27 protein-coding genes and 1 pseudogene are annotated in these 22818 nt (G+C 31.8%); 9 read left to right on the top strand and 19 right to left on the bottom strand.

From position 1 onward, the window contains the following. Positions 1–384: 384 nt before the first annotated feature. Positions 385–609 carry a hypothetical protein gene (locus H593_RS0102355; protein WP_028870943.1) on the bottom strand — a complete coding sequence of 75 codons (225 nt, stop codon included), beginning with the start codon at positions 607–609 and terminating at the stop codon, positions 385–387. Positions 610–806: 197 nt separating this feature from the next. Between H593_RS0102355 and corA the strand changes: the two genes are divergently transcribed. From corA to H593_RS0102335, 4 genes and pseudogenes are all read left to right on the top strand, one after another. Continuing rightward, complete coding sequence (corA, locus tag H593_RS0102350) at positions 807–1877, top strand: magnesium/cobalt transporter CorA (RefSeq protein ID WP_028870942.1); 1071 nt, start codon at positions 807–809, stop codon at positions 1875–1877. A 114-nt stretch (positions 1878–1991) separates the two neighbouring features. After that, positions 1992–2495 (top strand): annotated as a pseudogene (locus tag H593_RS18375) (Dps family protein). 147 nt (positions 2496–2642) lie between these two features. Then, positions 2643–3527, top strand: coding sequence for a mechanosensitive ion channel family protein (locus H593_RS0102340; RefSeq protein ID WP_028870941.1), 885 nt, complete (start codon positions 2643–2645; stop codon positions 3525–3527). A 228-nt stretch (positions 3528–3755) separates the two neighbouring features. After that, entirely contained in the window at positions 3756–4436 is a 681-nt protein-coding gene (locus H593_RS0102335) for a DUF2461 domain-containing protein (RefSeq protein ID WP_028870940.1), read from the top strand. Here H593_RS0102335 and H593_RS0102330 read toward each other — a convergent pair. Then, positions 4429–4875 carry a hypothetical protein gene (locus H593_RS0102330; RefSeq protein WP_028870939.1) on the bottom strand — a complete coding sequence of 149 codons (447 nt, stop codon included), beginning with the start codon at positions 4873–4875 and terminating at the stop codon, positions 4429–4431. The two genes, H593_RS0102335 and H593_RS0102330, sit on opposite strands and share 8 nt — an antisense overlap. After that, positions 4872–5285 carry a hypothetical protein gene (locus tag H593_RS0102325; protein WP_028870938.1) on the bottom strand — a complete coding sequence of 138 codons (414 nt, stop codon included), beginning with the start codon at positions 5283–5285 and terminating at the stop codon, positions 4872–4874. Before H593_RS0102325 ends, H593_RS0102330 begins: the two co-directional genes overlap by 4 nt. 309 nt (positions 5286–5594) lie before the next feature. Between H593_RS0102325 and H593_RS0102320 the strand changes: the two genes are divergently transcribed. Beyond that, entirely contained in the window at positions 5595–5978 is a 384-nt protein-coding gene (locus H593_RS0102320; RefSeq protein ID WP_028870937.1) for an acyl-CoA thioesterase, read from the top strand. 9 nt (positions 5979–5987) lie between these two features. Here H593_RS0102320 and H593_RS0102315 read toward each other — a convergent pair whose 3' ends face one another. The 4 genes from H593_RS0102315 to hpf form a co-directional block, all read right to left on the bottom strand. Next, on the bottom strand, positions 5988–7226 hold the full coding sequence (locus H593_RS0102315) for a mechanosensitive ion channel family protein (RefSeq protein ID WP_037051282.1): 1239 nt from the start codon (positions 7224–7226) through the stop codon (positions 5988–5990). Then, positions 7226–7516, bottom strand: a complete 291-nt coding sequence (locus H593_RS0102310; RefSeq protein WP_028870935.1) for a DUF3817 domain-containing protein — start codon at positions 7514–7516, stop codon at positions 7226–7228. Before H593_RS0102310 ends, H593_RS0102315 begins: the two co-directional genes overlap by 1 nt. A 117-nt stretch (positions 7517–7633) precedes the next feature. Further along, on the bottom strand, positions 7634–8461 hold the full coding sequence (locus H593_RS0102305) for an OmpA/MotB family protein (protein WP_028870934.1): 828 nt from the start codon (positions 8459–8461) through the stop codon (positions 7634–7636). A 137-nt stretch (positions 8462–8598) separates the two neighbouring features. Beyond that, positions 8599–8901, bottom strand: a complete 303-nt coding sequence (gene hpf, locus H593_RS0102300; RefSeq protein WP_028870933.1) for a ribosome hibernation-promoting factor, HPF/YfiA family — start codon at positions 8899–8901, stop codon at positions 8599–8601. A gap of 181 nt (positions 8902–9082) precedes the next feature. Here hpf and H593_RS0102295 point away from each other — a divergent pair, with 181 nt between their 5' ends. Continuing rightward, a complete protein-coding gene (locus H593_RS0102295) occupies positions 9083–11563 on the top strand; it encodes a zinc-dependent metalloprotease (protein ID WP_028870932.1) in 2481 nt (826 codons plus the stop codon). A gap of 407 nt (positions 11564–11970) precedes the next feature. Further along, complete coding sequence (locus H593_RS0102290) at positions 11971–12348, top strand: DoxX family protein (protein ID WP_028870931.1); 378 nt, start codon at positions 11971–11973, stop codon at positions 12346–12348. Here the strand turns inward: H593_RS0102290 and H593_RS0102285 are convergent. Together H593_RS0102285 and H593_RS20695 are read right to left on the bottom strand one after the other, a co-directional pair. Further along, the gene (locus H593_RS0102285) at positions 12345–12701 is read right to left on the bottom strand and encodes a DoxX family protein (RefSeq protein WP_084142247.1); all 357 of its coding nucleotides are present in this window, start codon (positions 12699–12701) and stop codon (positions 12345–12347) included. The genes H593_RS0102290 and H593_RS0102285 overlap by 4 nt on opposite strands. Before the next feature lie 458 nt (positions 12702–13159). Next, complete coding sequence (locus H593_RS20695) at positions 13160–13336, bottom strand: hypothetical protein (protein ID WP_157588753.1); 177 nt, start codon at positions 13334–13336, stop codon at positions 13160–13162. Between the two features lie 143 nt (positions 13337–13479). Here H593_RS20695 and lpxD point away from each other — a divergent pair, with 143 nt between their 5' ends. Both lpxD and H593_RS0102275 read left to right on the top strand, forming a co-directional pair. Continuing rightward, complete coding sequence (gene lpxD, locus H593_RS0102280; protein ID WP_028870929.1) at positions 13480–14469, top strand: UDP-3-O-(3-hydroxymyristoyl)glucosamine N-acyltransferase; 990 nt, start codon at positions 13480–13482, stop codon at positions 14467–14469. Positions 14470–14532: 63 nt separating this feature from the next. Beyond that, positions 14533–14724, top strand: coding sequence for a cold-shock protein (locus H593_RS0102275; RefSeq protein WP_028870928.1), 192 nt, complete (start codon positions 14533–14535; stop codon positions 14722–14724). Between the two features lie 385 nt (positions 14725–15109). Here H593_RS0102275 and H593_RS0102270 read toward each other — a convergent pair whose 3' ends face one another. From H593_RS0102270 to H593_RS0102225, 10 genes are read right to left on the bottom strand one after another with little or no spacing between them, the layout of a single operon-like run. Continuing rightward, positions 15110–15961, bottom strand: coding sequence for a restriction endonuclease (locus tag H593_RS0102270; protein ID WP_028870927.1), 852 nt, complete (start codon positions 15959–15961; stop codon positions 15110–15112). 14 nt (positions 15962–15975) lie between these two features. Next, entirely contained in the window at positions 15976–16869 is an 894-nt protein-coding gene (locus H593_RS0102265) for a hypothetical protein (protein WP_037051279.1), read from the bottom strand. Positions 16870–16871: 2 nt separating this feature from the next. Continuing rightward, positions 16872–17315, bottom strand: a complete 444-nt coding sequence (locus tag H593_RS0102260) for a DUF2141 domain-containing protein (RefSeq protein WP_028870925.1) — start codon at positions 17313–17315, stop codon at positions 16872–16874. Next, positions 17294–17704, bottom strand: a complete 411-nt coding sequence (locus tag H593_RS0102255; RefSeq protein ID WP_028870924.1) for a hypothetical protein — start codon at positions 17702–17704, stop codon at positions 17294–17296. Before H593_RS0102255 ends, H593_RS0102260 begins: the two co-directional genes overlap by 22 nt. A gap of 7 nt (positions 17705–17711) precedes the next feature. Beyond that, positions 17712–18458, bottom strand: coding sequence for an LOG family protein (locus H593_RS0102250; RefSeq protein WP_028870923.1), 747 nt, complete (start codon positions 18456–18458; stop codon positions 17712–17714). Between the two features lie 13 nt (positions 18459–18471). Beyond that, on the bottom strand, positions 18472–19593 hold the full coding sequence (locus H593_RS0102245; RefSeq protein WP_028870922.1) for an ABC transporter permease: 1122 nt from the start codon (positions 19591–19593) through the stop codon (positions 18472–18474). Continuing rightward, positions 19593–20699, bottom strand: a complete 1107-nt coding sequence (locus H593_RS0102240; protein ID WP_028870921.1) for an ABC transporter permease — start codon at positions 20697–20699, stop codon at positions 19593–19595. Before H593_RS0102240 ends, H593_RS0102245 begins: the two co-directional genes overlap by 1 nt. After that, positions 20696–21424 (bottom strand): ABC transporter ATP-binding protein, encoded by a 729-nt coding sequence (locus H593_RS0102235; protein WP_028870920.1) that lies wholly within the window; start codon positions 21422–21424, stop codon positions 20696–20698. The genes H593_RS0102240 and H593_RS0102235 overlap by 4 nt, the downstream gene beginning before the upstream one ends. After that, positions 21421–22326 carry an ABC transporter ATP-binding protein gene (locus H593_RS0102230; RefSeq protein WP_028870919.1) on the bottom strand — a complete coding sequence of 302 codons (906 nt, stop codon included), beginning with the start codon at positions 22324–22326 and terminating at the stop codon, positions 21421–21423. The genes H593_RS0102235 and H593_RS0102230 overlap by 4 nt, the downstream gene beginning before the upstream one ends. Then, positions 22327–22815, bottom strand: a complete 489-nt coding sequence (locus tag H593_RS0102225) for a hypothetical protein (protein ID WP_028870918.1) — start codon at positions 22813–22815, stop codon at positions 22327–22329. Positions 22816–22818: the final 3 nt, after the last annotated feature.

Below are 22818 nucleotides of genomic sequence, written 5' to 3'. Positions count from 1 at the left end.
TATTTTATTGTGAAGTTATAGGGTAATGAATAACAACATAATTCTATAGCTGTTATTATGTTATGAATATCTTGCAGATGGTATGTATTAGAAGGTTAAGGTAGTTGTTCAATTTCTTAATAAATTATTGAGACTTGTCTAGTTGCTTTCAAATTAGAAATCCTTTCAAATAGCGTGCTTTATTCTCTAAAATTGAAACTTCAATTTTGTGTTTATTGGACTCATGCTTTATCTACTTAGGGCTTATGGTATTTGTTAATAAACAAAAAAAAATGAATTTTATACTTTGTTTAAATAAAAGGAGTTAACATGAAAAAACTCAACAAAATCCTATACATAACATATAAAACTAAGTTGAGTTTCAACACTTAAATTTGTAAAATTTTAATCCTCCACAACGTGTAAAGTAGGCGTTTTGTTAACCCATTTTCCGTTTTTAGATTCACCAAGAATAAGAACATCTTTACTATGCTCATATTCTTTAATAGTTCGCATCATTTGATCCTTAGTGTCTCTGTGCAGCTTGATTCCAGTATTTTTACCTTTATTTCTAATTTCTAAATAAAATCCATCTCTAAATTTTATAGGTCTTGTTGGAGGTCTTCCCATGTATTTGTATTTCTTTTCTTAAGCTTGCATATTAGTAAAAAAAAAATAAATATGCAAGTGAATGATTAATATTTCAAAAGTAATTTTAATAGAGGTGTAAAATATCGGATTTCAATAGTCTATACTAATTAGCAAATAGGTGTCTGCTATACCAAAAAGTTTTAATACATTTATATGTATCACAATGTGTCGCATTTATGAAAGTAAAAAAGAAAAAAAAGTCTTACAAAACATCTAATCTTCCGCCAGGAACAATAGCATATAGGGGTGAAAAACAATCGACAATAACAAATATTGAGATTGTAAATTATTCTAAAGAAGAGTTTACAAGTTTAAATTCTAGTTCTGTTGAAGATGCTTTTAATTTTGAAGGAAATGATCATGTAACCTGGGTTAATATTAACGGACTTAACAATGTAAAAGATATAGAAACTCTAGGTTTGCACTATAAACTACATCCTTTAACCTTGGAAGATATTGTTAATACTGGTCAGAGACCAAAATTAGAGGAGTTTGAATACTACATGCTTGTAGTTTTTAAAATGCTGTTTATTAAGAATGATGACGAGATTCATTATGAACATTTGAGTTTGATTGTTGGAGAAAACTATGTGCTAACGTTTCAAGAAGCAGATGGAGATGTGTTTGATGACTTACGTGAACGTTTGAATTCTGCAAAAGGGCGCATTCGTTCTCAGGGATCAGACTATTTAATGTATGCTATTTTAGATGCAGTTGTTGATAATTATTTTACCGTCATTGAAGTTTTAGGTGATAAAGTTGAAGAATTAGAAGGTTTCCTATTTCAGTCTAAAGATGCAGATGATCGTACACCAGGCCAAATTCAGAAATTAAAACAAGAAGTTTTAAAAATGCGACGTTCAATTTATCCATTGCGAGAAGTCATTAGTCGTATGGAAAAGACAGACTTTGCCTTTATTGAAGAAAAAACACATAGTTATTTACGTGATTTATACGACCATATCATTCAAGTGAGTGAATCTGTAGATTTATATCGGGAAATGATTTGGAGTTTAATGGATATGTATATGACCATCATAAGTAATAAGATGAATGAAATTATGAAGGTGCTAACTATTATAGCCACTATTTTTATACCGTTGACTTTTATTGCAGGTATCTACGGAATGAATTTCAAGAATATGCCAGAGCTTAATTCAGATGATGGATACTTTATCTTATTGACAGGGATGTTTATTCTCTTTATTTTTATGTTAATTTATTTTAGAAAAAAGCGTTGGCTTTAACATAATTTAAGCTAATCGAATCTTAAAAAAGTTAAAGGCTGTTAAATCACTTGTGAAATCTCAAATAATACATAGTTTATTTAGTGTAATTAATTACACTTAAAAAACTAACAAATGAATTATTTGAATATGAAAGACGAAAAGTTAATGCCAGTTGTAGTAGAATTAAATACACTATTAGCAAACTACCATATCTATTACCAAAAACTACGAAATTTTCATTGGAATGTTTTGGGAGAAAATTTCTTTGATCTTCATAATAAGTTTGAAGAGTTATACACTGATGTACGAACTAAAATTGATGAAACTGCAGAACGTATTTTAACGTTACGATATCATCCAATGAGTAAACTATCTGATTATTTAGAAATTTCTGAAATAAAGGAAGTTTCTCCATTACAATCTGATAGAGACATGGTACTATAAGTTCTTAATGATCACAGTATTTTATTAAAACAATTAAGTGTTGTGATTGAAAAGGCGACTGAAGCCAAAGATGAAGGAACTATAGGTTTAACAGGAGCATACATAAGAGAACTCGAAAAATCAAGTTGGATGCTCGATGCTTGGACTAAACAAACGTCAGAAAAACTAAACAAAGACATGATTGTTTCATAAAGCACATTTATAATAATTAAAACCAAACGAATCAAAAGATTCATGGTATGAGCAAACGGTATACTATAAATATCAAGATATTTGTGGCGTACCGTGGTTATTTTAATAACTACGGTAACATTAATTTTAAAATATTAGTTTAAGTATATGAATGATCAATTTAGTATTGCATTTGGAAATTTAAAAGACAAACTTTTTGGATGGTTTAATGCTATAATAGCAAATCTCCCCAATTTGGTATTAGCAATTTTAGTGTTTGTCGCTGCTTTTTTTGTGGCGAGATATGTAAGTAAGTTAGTGGGTAAATTAGTTAGCAAACGCGTAGAACAAAAATCTATTAGTTTGGTGGTATCGAGAATTGCATCTGTGATTACAGTTTCCGTTGGTTTATTTATAGCTTTGGGTATCTTAAATTTAAGTCAAGCTTTAACTTCACTTCTCGCTGGTGCAGGTGTTGTAGGTTTAGCAGTAGGTCTCTCACTTCAAGGTACATTATCTAACACGGTTTCGGGTATCGTATTATCTTTTAGAAAGCGCATAAGAATTGGTCATTGGGTGGAAACAAATGGTTTTTCAGGTGAAGTAATGGATATTAATCTTAATACCTTTATTTTGAAAGAAGCCGACAATAATATCGTAATTTTCCCTAATAAATTAATTCTAGAAAATCCAATCAAAAATTATTCTTTAACTACGAGAATGAGGGTGTCTCTAGAATGCGGTGTAGGCTATGAGTCAAATTTAGAAATGGTAGAACAATTAACTAAAGAAACAATCGCTAAAACTTTTGACCAAGTAGAATCTCCAAAAGATGTTGAATTTTATTATACTGAGTTTGGAGGAAGTTCTATAAACTACCTTTGTAGATTTTGGATAGATGCAGAAAGTCTGCTTGAGAAATTAAGAGCTAAGACACAGGCAATTATTGAAATTAAGAAAGCTTATGACGAGGCAGGCGTAAATATACCTTTCCCAATTAGAACCTTGCAATTTGACAACAAATTATCCATTAATAAAGAGGAGGTAAGTTAAAATATCTATTTCTATTTAAGGCGCTAATAACATTCATAAGGTACAGAGATATAAAGAACTAGCCGATAGGGCTGAGGCAGTAACTATAGAAGTCAAAAAGATTTATAAGATTACATAAAGCTCTTGACGAGAAACAGATGATAATAAATATAAATGCAGGTAATTTGATAAAGCCTTGACACGAATTCAGGGCTTATTTTTGTACTTTTAATTTGTAAAAAAACAGACATGACATTACCAAAATTTTCTAAAGATATTCTTGACTTTTTTGAAAAATTAGAAAAAAATAATGACAGAGATTGGTTTAATGAAAATAAGCCAGAGTTTAAAGTATTAGAAACAGAAGCAAAAAAAGCCTACAAGACTATCTATGAGAACCTAAATAAACATGACGTTGTAGATGGTTTTAAACTATTTAGAATATATAGAGATGTAAGGTTTTCAAAAAATAAATTGCCTTATAAAACCCATTTTGGTGGATCTTTCAATAGAAAAAAACCAGACCTTAGAGGAGGGTATTACGTTCATATTCAGCCAAATAATAAATCATTTATAGCTACAGGTTTTTGGCAACCTAACAAGGAAGATTTACTCAGAATTCGTCGTGAGTTTGAACAAGATGATGAAGAGATTAGAACTATCATTAAAGACAATAAATTCAAATCTGTTTGGGGAAATTTTGTTGGTGACGAATTAAAGACCGCACCTCGTGATTTTGACAAAGAACATCCTGCAATTGATTTAATTAAAAAGAAGCAATTCATTTTCACAAAGTACTATACAGATAAAGAAGTTATAAGTGACGGCTTTATTGAGGACGTCAATGCATCATTCGATGCCATAAGGCCATTTTTTAATTATATGAGTGATGTATTGAACACAAATTTAAATGGTGAGTCCATTATCTAATTTCTTTTATATTATAAGTTGTGTTATTAAAGGTAATGCTTTCACCAACTGTTTTATTTAATAGTAATTCACCAATAGGAGATGACTTAGATATTATAAAATAATTCTCGTTATCGATTTCAATTTTACCGATGCTTACGGCTAAATAAAATTTTGAAATATCTGTAGTTATTAAACTACCTAAAATAGCATTTTGATGAATAGCTTTAGAGTTAATTGTTTTAAGTGTATCCAACATTTTAGACGCATCACCCAGATATTCTATGTTTTTCTCTAAGTCATTAAAAAGTTTTCCATTCCCAGAATCATTTTCCTCATCACCTTTATCATTATTCTCAATAGAATCTTTTATGGTTTCTAATTCGTTCTTGTAATTAGCAATGCGTTTATTTACATGTGTAAAACAAACTTCTAGAAGTTGCGATTTTATTGAACTCATATAGCTGTAGAAAGCGGTTGTTGAAATAATTGTATGTTGTTTACTAAGCGTTCTTTTACGATATTCATCATGCGTTTATTTAGTGCTGAAGAATTTTCGATATAAATGGCATATTCTTCAATTGTAAATTGACCTATAATCATACCTTTTATAGAATTTCTAAACTTTATGTCTTTTTGTATTGTATTATTTATGTATGCTAATTGCTTAGGAATAGAGAGATCATAAAATACATTTTTACGCTTAGAAATATAGTTTTGAAACACTACAATTAGTAAGTGATTTTGCAGTTTGATGATTGGTCGTAATGTTCCATTTTGAAAGCATTCATCAGTACTCATATTATCATTAACCTGAGCTGTTTCAATTACAGGTCGAATAGATTTTAAATTTGTAGATCGATCATTCATAGCCTTAATTTTTATTAAAAATAATCATAAAGTTATAATGATTTATTTTGTCATTTATATCTTGTCAACGGTCTTATTAACAAATGATATATCTTAATAGGATTTACCAATTGGTTTCGCGTTAATTTGAAAAGAGAAAGCAGTATTTTTAAGTAGGATTTTATATCTAAATTAATGTTTTGTAATGATCATTCAATTTAAAATAAATCGCAAATGAATTAATTTATAGCATGTTAATCAATATGTTTTATTTTTTATTCTAAGAATATGAGTACGCACAGTTAGACACCTTAAAAACTATTAATAACGATGAGATTTCATACACGAAAATGGGTAAAGCCCGAAGATTTAAATCCCAACCAAACACTATTTGGAGGGCAACTCTTGGCATGGATTGATGAAGAAGCTGCTTTGTATACTGTTATTCAGTTAGAGAATTCTAAGGTAGTAACGAAGTATATATCTGAAATTAATTTTATGGCCTCAGCAACACAAGGGGATATTATTGAAATAGGTATTGAGGTACTCAAATTTGGAAGATCTTCATTAACGCTGAAATGTGAAGTACGTAACAAAATGACTCGTGAAACGATACTTACGGTAGACCATATTATTATGGTTAACCTCGGTGACGATGGTAAACCTGTACCTCATGGAAAAACCGAAATTGAATTTGTGAAAGACAGGTTATAGGATTAACAATTACTCTACAATCCCAGCATTTAATTCATAGATTTCCAAATCAAAATAAGTGACAGCGGCCAGTGCATGATCAAATATATCACTCATGATATATTCATAATTTTCCCAACGCTTATCACTACTAAAGCAATAGATCTCTAGAGGTAAACCTTGAGAAGTTGGAGCTAATTGCCTAACCATAATAAACATCTCTTTATTTACTGCGGAATTTTGCTCAATATAAGTCTGTAAATACTTTCTAAATACGCCTAGGTTTGTCAAGTTTAGACCATTAATCATAACCGACTTATCTATGTTTTTTTTCTCGTTAAATTTACTTATATCTGCTTGTTGCCGAATAAGATAGTTTGTTATCAATTGAATTTTTTTGAGTTTTTCAATATGTTCATCATTTAGATATTTAACACTTCTTGCCTTTAGTAAGATTGATCGTTTTATACGTCTTCCGCCAGAAGAAGTCATCCCACGCCAATTTTTAAACGAATCTGAAATAAGTGCATATGTAGGAATATTTGTAATCGTCATATCAAAATTCTGCACTTGTACAGTAGACAGGTTAATTTCAATGACATCACCATCTGCTCCATATTTCTCCATAGTAATCCAATCTCCAATACGAACACTATCATTAATAGCGACTTGAATACTGGCAACAAACCCTAGAATGGTATCCTTAAAAATTAATAATAAGATCGCAGATGCAGCACCAAGAGTTGTAAAGAATTTTAAGAATGAAAGGTCAATTAATATGGCTAAAATAGAAGCGATACCAACAATCCAAACAAACATCATTGCTACTTGTATGTAACTATCAATTGGCTTATCCCTAAGGCTCGGTAGTGTTTTGAAATACGATTCAAAAGTTTTCAATATACTGCGTATAATCCAAATCGTAAGTATGATGGTAACCACCTTTAAAAATAGAATGATATAGGTTTCAAACTGTGGAAAGTCATGGAATACAAATGGAAATAGCTTTATCGTTAAAAATAAAGGGAGCAAGTGCGCAATATTTCGCGGTGCACGATGATTTATTAGAAGATCATCAAAATTTGTTTTAGTGCGCTCAGAGAATTTTCCAAAGAAATTAATAAGCAAAACTCTTGTAAGTTTATCTGCAATGTAGGTAATGATCAGTAAAATAAACAATAAGCATAACATATTGAAATATGTCGCAGATAGCTCAGTGACTCCAATAGACACAAAATAATCGTAAAAATAGCAGTGTAACTTATCCATTATTTAATGGGTTTTAAATATTTTTTTTCAATATAAAATGTGCCGAATGGAATTATAGAAGCCACTAGCACAATTAAAAGTGTTTTGGTTTTCCATTTTAATTCTTTTCCTACCATAATAGCTAAAACGATGTAAACTAAGAATAAAAATCCATGAGGCATACCTAGTAATTTGACGTAAGTTTCGTCTTGGGTGAAAAATTTATAGGGAGATGCTATAAAAAGCAATAATAAATAGGAAACACCTTCTAAAAGCGCTACAATTCTGAAGCTATTAAGTAATGAAAGCATAAATTAAATTTTATACAAAATTAGTTGATTTAAACTTAATAAACGCAGAAAAGACCGTTGGAAACAACAGTCTTTTCTTGGATTAATTCACCACAATACTACTTATAGGTTAAGTAATTATTTGTTTGCAGCCATCATGGCAAAGAATTTATCGATATTTGGTAAAATCACTATTCGTGTTCGACGATTTATAGCTCTATTATTTTTAGTATCATTTTCAACTAAAGGCTGGTAAAAACTTCGTCCTGCAGCAATTAATTGTTTTGGTGCAACCTGATAATCGTTCTGTAATTTTTTTACAACTGCGGTAGCACGTAACACACTTAAATCCCAATTATCCTTAACAGTAGCACTATTCTTCATGAGTTTGTTATCTGTATGTCCTTCTACCATTACATCGAGACTTTCTTCAGAGTTGATCACATTCGCGATCTTCTGTAAGATATCATTGGCCTTATCACTAATCTTGTAGCTTCCAGAATTAAATAACATTTTATCTGAAATAGAGATCATGACAACCGTTTCTTCAATATTGATTGCGATATCTTCATCTTCATCAATATTTTCTAACGATGATTTTAAGTTGAATTGCAAAGCCAAATTCATTGAATCTTTCAATGTCCTTGCAGTATTCATGTAAGCAGGCGGAACATTTTTTAAAGATTCACGCATTGCTATTTTTTGGTTTTCTGAAATTACCAAACCATCTACAGATACTAATTTCGTATTATTATCTTCAGTTAGTTCATTAATTTTAGAATTATAGCTGTCTACTCGTTGCTGTATTTTAGAAAACTTAGATTCTAATTCTTCTTTTTCGACTTTAGTTTTAGTCAGTTCACTCTTCAATTCTCCATGGTCCTGTTCTAATGCCAAATACTTCTTTTTGGAAACACAAGCTGTGAAAAACAAAGCTGATAATACTATTACTGAAATTCGTTTCATATTGTTTAATTAGTTTACTTTATATGTACGAGAGTAAAAGTCATACGGACCATCACTTTCTTAATTTGTGATTATTTTATGACCTAAATCATGTCAATAATCATGCTTAAATATCACATTTACAAAACACTATATCTTTAAAAAGTTTTCATTTTTTCTTTACGTTTTTTTAACTGTTTTGTTATCTCATTAACTGTTTCTGAGACGGCATCACGAAAATTATCGTGAGAAGACTCCGCAAATAATCGAGGACCTGGAACACTCAATCGTATGCCACAGATCATTCCTGTTTGATCGCTGGAGGTATTCTCTGTTTTGAAAAAGACATCTGCTCTTATAACAAAATCAAAACGGTTAAATACTGCTTGTAATTTTTCTTCGGTAAATGCTTCTAAACTTTCGCTTCCAGAAACATCATCATATTCATAATTAATTTTCATATCGTTATTATTAGTTTTTTTCAACATACGGCCTCTGGTGAAACCATGATAACAGTATCCCTAGCATTCTTGTCTCATTTGCTAAAATAGGACGAACAGACATTAAAGTTTTGTGAAAGTCATAAATACCTTAGTCTGTTTTTCTTAGTTTTATAGGATATTACAATAAAACCAACCAAATATGAAAAAAACGTTTCTTTACGCCTTGGTACTATTATTTTCTATACTGCCAATAACCCATCAAGGTCAATCCACAAAAAACAAGCGCAAAAAAAAGAGTAAAACTGAAGCTGTTCAACAAATAACTCCTAAAAAGGATTTAGAGAAAATTAAAGATTACGATAAGGTCATTACTAAGGATGCAGTTACAGATGAAGGTTTATTTAAAGTACATAAAGTAGGAGAGACGTACTATTTTGAAATCCCTAATGCGTATTTAGGAAAAGATATGCTTTTAGTGAGTAGGATTGCAAAACTCCCAGCTAATTTAGGAGGTGGATATATTAATGCAGGAACAAAAACGGGAGAGCGACTTGTCGCTTGGGAACGTTTTGATAAAAAAATATTAATAAAAGAACGCTCATATAATTCCGTAGCAGACGAAGAATTACCAATTAGTATATCAGTGAAATCAAATAATTATGAACCTACATTATTTGCATTTGATATCGCAGCATTCAGCAAAGATTCTACAGCGGTTGTTATTGATGTGACTAAGTTTTATAATACAGATGTAAAGTCTATTAGCGGCTTATCAGGTCGGTTACGAACCTCATATAAAGTTCGTAACCTCGACCCTTCTAGAAGTTTTATTAATGGGATGAAAAGTTTTCCGCAGAACATAGAAGTCGTGCAAGACATGACCTATAACGCATCAGAGCCACCATCTGCTGAGTCTGCAGAGACTATTAGTTTGCAAATGAATCAATCTATGATTTTATTACCAGAAGAACCAATGCAATCCCGTTTTGCAGATGACCGTGTCGGTTGGTTTACTTACAGTCAAGTGGACTACGGAAGTAAACAACTAAAAGCAGATCGTAAAACCTATATTCGTAGATGGCGATTAGAACCCAAAGATCCAGAAGCTTATGCGAGAGGTGAATTGGTAGAGCCAGTAAAACCAATTATTTATTATTTAGATCCTGCAACACCAGAAAGTTTACGCAAATACATAAAAGAAGGTATTGAGCTTTGGCAAGGTCCTTTTGAAAGTGCAGGTTTTAAAAATGCGATAATTGCTAAATATCCACCTACTAAAGAAGAAGATCCAGATTTTAGCCCAGAAGATGTTCGCTATTCTGTGGTACGTTACGTTGCTAGTGAGACTAGAAATGCGATAGGTCCAAGTGTGTCAGATCCTCGCAGTGGAGAAATTATTGAGAGTGATATTATTTGGTATCATAACCATTTACGCTCCTATAGAAATCGTTATTTATTAGAAACTGGAGCAGCGAATCCCAGTGCGAGAACTTTAGATACACCTGCAGAAGATATTGGCGAAATGATGAAAATGGTGATTGCTCATGAGGTTGGTCATGCTCTTGGATTGCCACACAATATGAGTGCAAGTAAAGCTTACGATGTTGAAAACTATAGAAATGGAGCATTTACTCAAGAGTTTGGGATTGCATCCACAATTATGGATTATGCACGTTACAATTATATAGCACAACCAGGGGACCAAAATATAAGGTTTATTCGTCAGATAGGTCCTTATGATCATTATGCCATAAATTGGGGTTATCGCTCTATTCCTGGGGCATATTCTGCAGAGGCAGAACGTACAACGCTTGACAGTTGGATTATGCAAAAAGCGGGCGATGTTAAATATGTCTTCGGAAAGCAGAGTTCTAGATTTGATCCTACGTCGCAAACAGAAGATATAGGAAACGATGCCATTAAAGCGTCTAATTATGCGCTTAAAAATTTGAAGTATGTCGTTCAAAATCTCCCAACGTGGACAAGCAGTCAGACTAACAATTATGATGATTTAGAAGAATTATATGGTGAGTTATTAGGATGTTATAATAGATATATTGGTCACGTTGCAGGAAATGTTGCAGGAGTAAAAGAAAACCTGATTACGCCAAGCCAGGGTGGAATTGCCTATCAAGCTGTTCCAAAATTGCTACAACAACAATCTATGGAGTGGTTGCATAAAAATGCGTTCGAAACGCCAAATTGGTTAGTAGATAAAGCCATGCTTCAAAATATTGATTATAATGGATATACTGAGCGTTTAAGACGTTTACAGAGCAGATACCTTAATGGCTTATTAAGTTTTGATAAATTGGGGCGTTTAATAGATCACGAAAGTATTGACGCTACAAATTACAGTGCATTAACAATGATGCAAGATTTAAGAAAAGGTGTCTTTTCTGAAGCTAATATCGCTCAAAATGTAGATGTGTATCGTAGAAATTTACAACGTGCTTATGTAGATCGTATGGCCTTTTTGATGACCGAAGATTTAGAATCTCAACGAAATGGTGATTACTATAATGTCTCACAGTCAGATATTAGAGCTTTAGTTCGGGGTGAGCTAAATACCTTAAAACGTCAATTGGCTCCTGCAGGAAACAGACAAGTAAATACAGTAACTAAGTATCATTATAGAGATTTAGTTAAGCGTATTGACGATATTTTAGATCCTAAATGATCTAAAGTTTCCGAAGAAAATAAATTAAAACACCTTCTTATTAATCTTAAGAAGGTGTTTTTTATGAACTATATTTTAAGATTCAACTAAAATGACCTCTACATTAATATATAAAATATGTGAAGGTTTAATTTTAAAAACGACTAGCCACAGTACTTATGTAACAACAAAGATTTTAATAATAAAATAGCATCTTTAAAACTCCTGTACGTTACTCTTTACGTACATATTATAGATGCATTTCAATGGGATTTAACCTGACCTAAATTAATATTAGGATATAAAAATAGAGAAGAACAAATAAACTAATGTATTTGATTCACTAACTTTACAAAAAAATAAGAATTCTCATATGCGAAAGCCAAGATTTTTATTATATTCCATTTAATAATTATAAACTCACTGACATGTCTTATATTATCATCGCTTTAAAACTTATCGTAGCTATTAGTTTATTGAATGTTTGGCTTATTCAAAAAGATAAACCCACAAAATGGCGAGGTGGTAATGCTCAAAATATTAAAGAAGAGTTTAAAGTGTATGGATTGCCAGTATGGCTGTGTTATTTGGTAGGTACTCTAAAAGTGGCTGGAGCAATAGGTTTAATTGTTTCCATCTGGGTGTTTTCGTTAGAAAGACCGTCTGCTTTAATTTTGGCAGCGCTATTAACGGGTTCTATATTGATGCATTTTAAAATTCAAGACCCTTTGTATAAATCCTTTCCAGCATTTCTATTTTTATTAATGTGCCTTGCGGTTGCTTTCTCTGGTTTTATTGTTCTCTAATTCAAAACATTAAAAAACCGAAGTGCTAAATATATGTTGAGAAGTGCATACATAAAGGCAGGAGCAGAGAGTACTAAAGAGTCTTTTATCTTTAAGCGTACCAAAAACCCTAATAACATTAAAAGGGCTAGTCCAGCGGCACTTATTGCAGCTAATATTTGCGATTGGTAATAACCAATGGCAAGACCAATACCGCCAACTAGTTGTAAAATACCAGTAAGCATTTGTTGTTGTTTTGACAATCCAAAACGCTTAAACTCTAAGGTCATTCGCTTTGAGGTTAAACAGCTTAATCCATAGAATAGAAATGATAAGGCCGAAAATAAAGTTACAATAGTAATTGCATTGATCATAACATAGGTTTGTGCAAAGATAAGTCTTTAGGTCCGGGATTACGGATTTCACCTATTTAGTAATAATATCTTGTTCAATGATTAGGAAGGAAAAAAAATCAGTAAGAACAAATTGTTACCACTGATTTTAAAAATATAATTGATTGGTTCATTATTACAATTGACAAACGATTCCTTGCCAAATTCTTAACATATAGCGAAAATCACAGCTTACATGAAGGGCTTCTGCAATTTGTTCAAAACCTTCCTTCGTTGCCTTTAGTGAACTCCCATGAAATGTCTGCAAAATTTACAAGAGGTTCTGAATACAGAATAGATTGCGTAGTCAAAGGAAAAGGTGATAATATACCACGAAAAGAAAAATAATACCTTCTATAGTTTCTCCTACAAAACAAGCCTCAATCTTAATAGACGGTTTTTTTTAATGGACATACTGCGATGACCTAAGGATTACTAATTTACCCTATAGATTTATGTATTCTAATCGTGTTTTCAGGAATTATGGGTAAAGGTATTACCAGTATGAATTTTGGATTAACTAAAATTAGTGGATACATTCCAGCCGGATAATTAGTTTCAATGAGATATGCAGATTCTGATGCGTATAATAACCTACAGTGATTTAGAGTTTCCATAATTCATAATATTTAGATGTATTTAAAATCAAACAGTCAACTAGTCATATATCCTCTTAGATTTACTTGATTTTGAAATCCTGAAGCACAATAATTACTTACTATTTTAGTATCTTGTCGATTAATAACTAACACATACTTTAATGAAGTCATTGACCATACAAGAAATTAATACTATTATAAATGGAGCAGTTTTAGGAGAAACAGTTCACACTATTACAGGTTTAGAACAAATTAAAAAAGCAAATAGTAACCAAGCAACATTTATAGGAAATAGGAAATATGCTGCCATGTGGGCAGATTCTAAGGCATCTTTAGCTATCGTAAATGACACAATAGATTTAGAGCCTGGTAATAACCGTGTCATAATAAAGGTTAAAAATGCCGATTTGGCTATGGCTAAATTGTTAGAGGTGTTTGCACCACCAGCACCTTATTTTGAAACAGATATTCATCCTACAGCAAGCATTGATGCTTCGGCAGCAATTGGAGAAGGGAGTAGAGTTGGAGCAGGCTGTTATGTTGGTAAAGATGTTGTTATAGGTAAAGGTGTGATACTGTATCCAAATGTGACCATTTTTGATGAAACTACTATAGGTGATCACACTACAGTATGGTCTGGTACAGTGATTCGAGAACGTTCTGTGATTGGGAGCCATTGTATATTTCATATTAATGTAAGTATTGGAGCAGATGGCTTTGGTTATCGTCCAAGTGATGATGGTAGAGGGTTGATTAAAATTCCACATATAGGAAACGTAGTTATAGGAAATCAGGTAGAAATTGGTGCGAATTCTTGTGTTGACCGCGGAAAATTTAGTTCTACAATATTAGGCGATGGATGTAAGATTGATAATCTAGTTCAAATTGCACATAATTGTATATTAGGTCGTTCTTGTATTATGGCAGGAAGTAGCGGATTAGCAGGCTCAGTAACCCTAGGTGATGGTGTTATGATAGGAGGAAGCGCATCTATTAAAGATCATACCACAATACATTCTGGAGCCACTGTAGGCGCTGGATCTGGTGTTATGAATGATGTGGCTGCAGGAAAAACGGTATTAGGTTATCCAGCAACAGATTCAAGAGAAATGTTAAAACAATGGGTTGCACTTCGAAAATTAACTAGATAATACAATTTTTGTTATTATCTTTGAACATTAATAAATAATTATTAAACATTAAATTATAATCTAATGAGTAAAGGAACAGTAAAATTCTTCAATGATGCCAAAGGTTTTGGTTTTATAAATGAAGAAGGTTCAGACAAAGATCACTTCGTACACATTTCTGGATTAATCGACGAAATTCGTGAAGGTGATGCAGTTGAATTTGATCTTGAAGAAGGAAAAAAAGGATTAAACGCAGTTAACGTAAAGGTTATCTAATATTCGCTTAACCAAAAAAACTTAAAGCCTGTCACTAAGTGATAGGCTTTTTTATACTCTAAATTTTATAAGTACTCAACATAAATATAATTTGTTTAAACAAATTTATGTAACCATTTGCTGTTTACAGCCTTAAAAACTCAACATTAATAAATAAGGAATAGAATATATTTTATGCGTTAAGCTTTTCATTGTCGTGAGCGAAGGCGAGATATAGGAATAAAAAACAACTCGAGATTTAGAAATTTAAGATGTTTTTTTATAACTCCAAACAGCCAAACCATTCATTACAAAGGCATATATAGTGTTTTTAATAATTGTGGAAGAATATCCATAAACCCATAACCTTTTAGCATCACCATACGTATGACTTCTACAAAGTATTTTATGGGGTAGGATTATTGTAACATAATTTTTTTACTTCATCTAAAACACGGTGAATCCTTAAATCTGATAATCCGATATTTTTCATCTTCTCAGAAGCATTAATCAATTCCTTGACCAAAATGACATCATTTTCTATGAGCTGATGCTTTTCCTTTTTCTTTAATGTTGTTAAAGTGGTCACAGGATATAATGCTAATGTGTCAATATTTGCTTTTAGCCCATTATTTTTTGGATAATCCCAACTTAATAAAGTTAGACCAACACATTTTGCATAATTTATGGCATCTTTTGTAAATCTGGTATTTGTTACTAACCAACCTTGTTTTAAATGTGTTTGATGGTTTGAATTTGTATTCCATTGTTCTTGAATATCTAAAAATCTAGAATTAATGTATAATGGTACTTTTACGTTGCTTGTGGTTTTGGCTTTAGCATGAAACTTACACTCTATAGCATACGAATTTTTACCTTTTTCTGCTAATACATCAATTTCGTGAGTCACACATTTGCCATTTAAAATAACACTAACTCTGGTTTTATATCCTTTTTCTTTTAATAGTGCACCAACTAGCCTTTCGAATGCATAACCAGTTGGTCCTAAATCGAACAGAGCACGTTTTAAACTGTAACGAGAAGCAGAGATTTTATTATATTTTTTTAATAAGGCAAAAGCTTTTTTATAGATTTCGTTTGAAGAAATACCATCATAAATATCAGGTTGAATGCTATTTACTATAGTTTCAACTGCTTCTTTGCATGCGCCAGTTGATACCAGAGAATGTTTTAATTTTTCAAACGAAAAAAGTTCCATCTTATCGTTATTCTTTTTAATATAAACTTGCTTTTCCATATTGTTTTATAGTTTTAAAATCTTAGAATTTCTGTCATAATACCAAATCGAATAAAAGATATTTGGTGATCAAAATAAATATTGTAATAATCCATGCCATGATAAAATTGCATAAACAAGCCTATATCTTCAAAAAACTTTGGATGATAATAAAAGGTAAGACTGGCATTGATTCTATCTAAATCAAAAACGTTCAAGTCATCAAAATTATCAAGCATTAAAGTTGCTTCAGCTTTTAATGAAAAATCAGCTCTTTCGTTTTTATTATTTTTTAAAGAAAACTTAAACGATGTAAATGAGTTATGCCATCTTAAACCACTATACTTACCTTGTAACTCTTGAGTCATCCAACTTTTCGGATGAATTTCAATAGAACTTTTAATGGTTTTAATGGCTTTCAATCTTTTACTATACGCCGTTTTAAGAATGCCGAATTCAACGAAATTAGTAGCGAAATTTCCTGATTTTAAGTTGATTGAGTTGTCGTCATTATAAAAATCACCATCTTGTCCATTGGAATGATGTGCTATTTTTCCGAAGAAAACCAAGTTATCAAGAGTTTCTTTTTTATTGACTAGATAGTAAACCGAAACCTGTGGAATATAACTTGGCGTTCTTACAGGAAACGATTCTTCATTATACATCCGGATTGTTATTTGAGCTGTTAACACCGCCATTAGTTTAGAGTCTTTTCGCTCTCTAATAATGAATGAGGGATTTACATTTGCTTCAAATAGTAAAGGTTCAATATTACCAATATCTGTTGGGAATGAGATATAACTATCACTTTGATTGATTAAAGCTATTTGATCTAATGATAATTTTGGTAATAGAGAATCTGCCTCCTGAGCCCTTAATTGGAAGCTAGGATATAAAAGAAGAAACAAAATGATGAATCTAGACTTCATCTCTATTTATAATTTGCTTTTACTACGATGTTTGTGTCTCTATTTATGTTAAAACTGGCTTTTTTGAAATTTGGTCGGTTGCTTAATCCAAAATCATCATAATTTGAAAAACCTACACCTTCAGCAGGTAATGGTAACATGAATTTTTTATTCATTTTTTCATTCTCATTTTCATCGTGCAAAATTGTTACAGCATATAAACTTTGAGGTAAATTGTTAAAAGTGACTTCTGCTTTTTTATCAATAATACTTACGTTTTCTTTTCTGTAATATTTTTTAAATTTTTGGTCTGATATAGAACCATCTTTATTGTATAAAGCAAATATTATTGTGCCTTCAGAGTTTTCTAAACCATTAGTTTTAATAGTTAATGAATAAGAATCTGATTTAATATTGCCAACTAATGTGCTAAACAACAGCAAACTTAATATGAGTATTTTCTCCATAATGATTTATTAAATTTCACTAAGGCTACAAGTGAAAAAGTTAATGTCATTGACATTCTAAAAATCATGGCTTTTATAGTTTTAGCTTCATAAATTCCACCATTGTTAATGTGAAACTGTAATGCAATAAAGGCAACGATTAAGATTACCAAAGCTGTAATTAACACCCAAAAAGTCCACTTTGTTCTTTTTATAAAGCCATAAACTGCAATTAAATATAAACTGCTGGAAATAAAATTTGCCCAAACTATAAACAATACATAGTTTCCTTCTTCGGCTCTTATTCCAAACCAATCAAAAATTACAGAGCTACTTAAAAATAAAGTGAGCAATGCAAACAGTGCTAAAATAATAGCACTTACAGTGTTGATAATATTTCTATTTTTCATTTGATATTTATTTATTAGTTGATTCACCAAGCCACCATTTTGGTTTGACTTGCTTTTTAACTAGTCCGAATTTTGTGATGGAATTTGTTTTGATATGTGTAATTAAATCTTCAACAGAATCGGTTACAAATAGCAGTTTCATATCTTCTGGGCTGATGCTTTCATTTTCTGCCATTATTTGAATGTGATGACACAATTCCTTATGATATTCTGAATCAAAAATAACAACTGGAAAATCTTGGATAACTCTAGTTTGTATTAAAGTTAGAGCTTCAAACAGTTCATCTAAAGTGCCAATTCCTCCTGGCATCACTACAAAAGCGTATGAATATTTTACGAGAATTACTTTGCGTAAAAAAAAGTATGGAATGTTAATCCATTTATGAAGATACGGATTTGGCTTTTGCTCAAAAGGTAGAATAATATTGCACCCAACTGAATTTCCACCAGCCTCAAAAGCACCTTTATTAGCAGCCTCCATAATACCCGGACCACCACCTGTCATTACTGTAAAGCCTGTTTTTACTAATGCACCACCAATTTTTTCGGCATTTTTATAGTGCTCAGTGTCTTTTGTAAATCGAGCAGAACCAAAAACAGTGACACAAGGCCCAACAAAATGCATTTTTCTAAAGGCTTTTATAAAATTTAAAAACACCTTAAATGCAAAGGATAATTCTTTAAAACGCGATAGAGGACCACAAACAAACAAAGATTGATCTATAGATAGCTTTATTTTTTTATCAGTCTTCATGTGTCATTTTTATTTAAGATGTCTTTTTATAACTCCAAACGGCCAAACCATTCATTACAATAGCATAGGCTAATGTTTTTAGGGCAAGTGGTAAAATATCTTTAAATCCTGAACCTTTAAGCATCACCATGCGTATAATCTCAACAAAATATTTAATAGGGTTAAATTCGGTAAGCATCTGCGCCCATTTTGGCATACTCTCGATTGGGGTGAATAAACCACTCATTAGTATAAAAATTACCACAAAAAACCATGCAATAAACATAGCTTGCTGTTGCGTATCGGTAAAATTCGAAATAAATAAACCCATACCAAGTATTACTAGTATATAGATAGAGGTGTATGCATATAGTAGCAATAAATTTCCAAGCATTGGAACATCAAAAATAAGTTTTGCCAATATCAATCCAATCGTAAGTAATGCCATTCCAACGACCCAAAACGGAAAGAGTTTTCCAATAATAAATTGACTTTTCTTTATTGGTGTGACATTGATTTGCTCCAAGGTGCCAATTTCTTTTTCGCGCACGATGTTCATTCCTGAAAGAAATAGCGTAATCATTGTCACTAATAACACCAAAATACCAGGTACCATAAATGTTTTATAATTTAAGGTTTCGTTATACCAAAACAGTGGAATGGTATCGATGTTTATTGGCTGTATTTGTTTGTCTGAAACTTGTAATAAATCAACTTTTAAATGTTGATTAAAATGTTGAATAATCTGCGTTACATATACATTTTCAACACCAGCTGCTGCACCATCAATAGCATTAATGGTAACACCTAAATCGTTGTATTTTTCTTTTTGTAAATCACGCTCAAAATATAGTGGTATTTCTAAAACGACATCTACTTCGCCTTGCAGCATTGCTGAACTTGCTAATGCTTTAGATTGAAAATCAGTTAACATATCAAAATAAGTAGAGGCATTGAATTTTTCTACTAAAGCTCTAGATGTTGATGTATGGTCGTTATCGATATATCCAAACTTGATGTTCTTTACCTCAAAAGTGGCTGCGTTAGATAAAATAACGAGCTGCAATAATGGCAAAACAAAAATTATAGGAAGCATCCCTTTATTTCTAAAAATTTGCTTGAATTCTTTTTGTATGATGTATAAGATTGTTTTCATTATTCCAGTCTAATTTTATATTTCTTCACACTTAATGCAATAAAAAACACCGTCATTCCTAATAGAATTAAGGTTTCTTTCCATATATACTGTAATCCTACACCTTTCAGCATAATGCCTTTTAGAATGATGATAAACCATTTTGCCGGAATGATGTTACTAATTATTTGAAGAGGTAAAGGCATACTTGAAATAGGAAAAATAAAGCCAGATAATAAAATTACGGGAAGCATCAATCCCATTAAAGAAATCATCATAGCAGTTTGTTGTGTTGACGAAATGGTTGAGATTAATATGCCTAAAGCCAAAGCCGAAATAATAAATAGCACACTTTCCAATCCTAATAAAAATAAGCTGCCTTGAACTGGCATATTAAATATAAAAATGCTCAACATAACGATGACTAAAGCGTTGATTATTGAAAGAAAAATATATGGTAGCACTTTTCCTATAATCACCTGAAACGGTTTTAATGGCGACACCAAGAGGATTTCCATAGTCCCCAATTCCTTTTCTCTGGTAATGGAAATGGACGTCATCATTGCAGAAACCAACATCAAAATAATGGTCATAACACCAGGAACAAACATATATACGCTCTTTAATTCTGGATTGTAAACCATGCGTGTTTCAGGAACTATTTGATAAGCAATAGTGATGTCTTTGTTCAATTCTTTTTGATACTGCTGAAGGATAGCATTTACATAGTTAGTTATTGTATTTGCAGTATTTGGATCTGTGGCGTCTGTAATTATTTGAACGGTTGCTTTATGGTCTTTAATTAGGTTTTTACTGAAATCTTTTTCAAAATTCAAAACGGCTTTTACCTGTCCTTTTTGAAACACCGAAGCAATGCCTGCTTCACGAGTTATCATTTGTTTGATGCTAAAATATTTTGAAGCAGCTATTTTATTTATGATTTCTTTTGTGGTTGCATCTTTTGAATGATCCAAGATGGCGATATCCACATTATTAATTTCATTGGTAATAGCGAAACCAAACAACAAAATTTGAGCAATTGGCATTCCGAAGAGAATAAACAACGAACGCTTATCTCTAAAGATATGGTAGAATTCTTTTTTTATGAAGCCTATAAAACGTTTCATCCTCTTGCTAGTTTTAAAAACACATCGTTCATATTTGCTGCCTTGAACTGCTCTTTAAGCTTCTTAGGTGTATCTAAAGCTTCTATTTTTCCATTAACCATAATAGAAACGCGATCACAATATTCGGCCTCGTCCATATAGTGTGTCGTTACAAAAACGGTAGTGCCTTGATGGGCGGCTTTGTAAATCATTTCCCAAAACTGACGCCTCGTAATCGGGTCAACGCCTCCTGTTGGCTCATCTAAAAACACAATTTTGGGATCGTGTATTAAAGACACCGAAAAGGATAATTTTTGTTTCCATCCTAATGGTAAGGCCCCCACTAATTGGTTGGCCACTTTCTCTAGTCCTAATTCTTCAATCAAGGCCTCCGACTTTTCTTTGATTTTCTTTCTTGATAAACCATAAATACCACCAAAAAATGTAATATTTTCTTTAACCGTTAAATCGTCATACAAAGCAAACTTTTGACTCATATAACCAATGTTTTTCTTAATGTCCTCCGTTTGTTTATAAACATCAAAACCTGCTACCTTTGCTTCGCCAGAAGTAGGTTTAGAGATGCCTATAAGCATTTTCATAGCTGTTGTTTTTCCTGCACCATTAGCTCCTAGGAATCCAAATATTTCTCCTTTTTCAATGTCGAAAGTAATGGCGTCTACAGCTGTAAAATCTCCAAACATTTTAGTTAAGCTTTTTACTTGTATGACTTTATTATTATTCATGATTTTGCTAATTCCATAAAGGTATCTTCAATAGTAGCTACTGTTATTTTAATTTCTATGTTGGTTAAATTTTCCGATTCTAAATACATCTTTAATTCTTCTGGATTAAAACTCGTTCTCTTATCGGTATAATGCACATACTCACCAAATGGATAAACACTATGATTGTATTGATACTCTTTTAAGCTATTGATTAGTTGATACATATTATGTGCACGAACATTATAAATAGGTTTTGAGTAATGTTTTACAATAGCTTGAGGTGTGTCAATTTCTAAAATCTTCCCATCTTGTATGAGTGCGATTCTATCACATAAAGCGGCTTCATCCATATAAGGTGTAGACACCAAAATAGTAATGCCTTTTTGCTGCAGACGCTTTAACATTTCCCAAAATTCTTTTCTAGAAACAGGATCCACTCCGGTCGTAGGTTCATCTAAAAATAATACTTCTGGTTTGTGTATTAAAGCACAACACAATGCTAACTTCTGCTTCATTCCGCCAGATAATTTTCCCGCTCTACGATTTTTAAAGGGTTCAATCTGAACGTAAATTTCTTTTATTAAATCGTAGTTTTCCTCAATAGTGGTTCCAAAAATAGTTGCGAAAAAAGTCAAGTTTTCTTTAACCGTTAAGTCTTGATAGAGTGAGAATTTCCCTGGCATATACCCAACATTCTTTCTTATACTTTTATAATCTGCAACCACATCAAAACCGGCCACAGTTGCTAAACCTTCATTTGCAATTAGAAGTGTAGTTAATATCCTAAATAAAGTCGTTTTACCAGCACCATCTGGACCGATTAATCCGAAGAGTTCACCTGGCTTTACGTCAAAAGAAATATGCTGTAAAGCCTTTACTTTTTTATAGGATTTTGATATGTTTGAAATAGTAATGCCCATTTATTCAAAATAATCATTGTATGCATTAAGGTTTCCCTCTATACTATATTTTAATTTTAACGCTTCTTTCAGGGTTTTAGCTTGAGAAAGCGCTTCAATTTTATCCATTAATGGCAAGAGCCAAATATGTAAATTATCGTGTGAAGCACCTTTCATAGTGCAATTTTTTATGACATAGTTTTTGTCATTATTCAGTCGTTCAGCTAATTTATAGTAGTCATCCAATGTCTTAGCTGTTTGTGTTTTGATTATATTTTGCATGTTTTGTACACCTTCCTTGGTTTCTGTATTGGCTGGCCATTTACGACTATTATCCAACTCAATATCCTTGATCCAAACATTAGCATATACGTTTGAGGTATACTCGTTGTGACCTTCGTTTATAAGTTCAACGGGTTGCTCAACAGTTTCTATTTTAGCTTCTTGTTGTTTAGTGTCTTTGCAGTTTACTAAAGCCAAAAGGCTTATTGCGAAAATTACTTGTTTCATGGT

Source organism: Psychroserpens burtonensis DSM 12212 (genome assembly GCF_000425305.1).
Classification (GTDB): domain Bacteria; phylum Bacteroidota; class Bacteroidia; order Flavobacteriales; family Flavobacteriaceae; genus Psychroserpens; species Psychroserpens burtonensis.
This window is presented reverse-complemented; position numbering and strand designations above follow the sequence as displayed.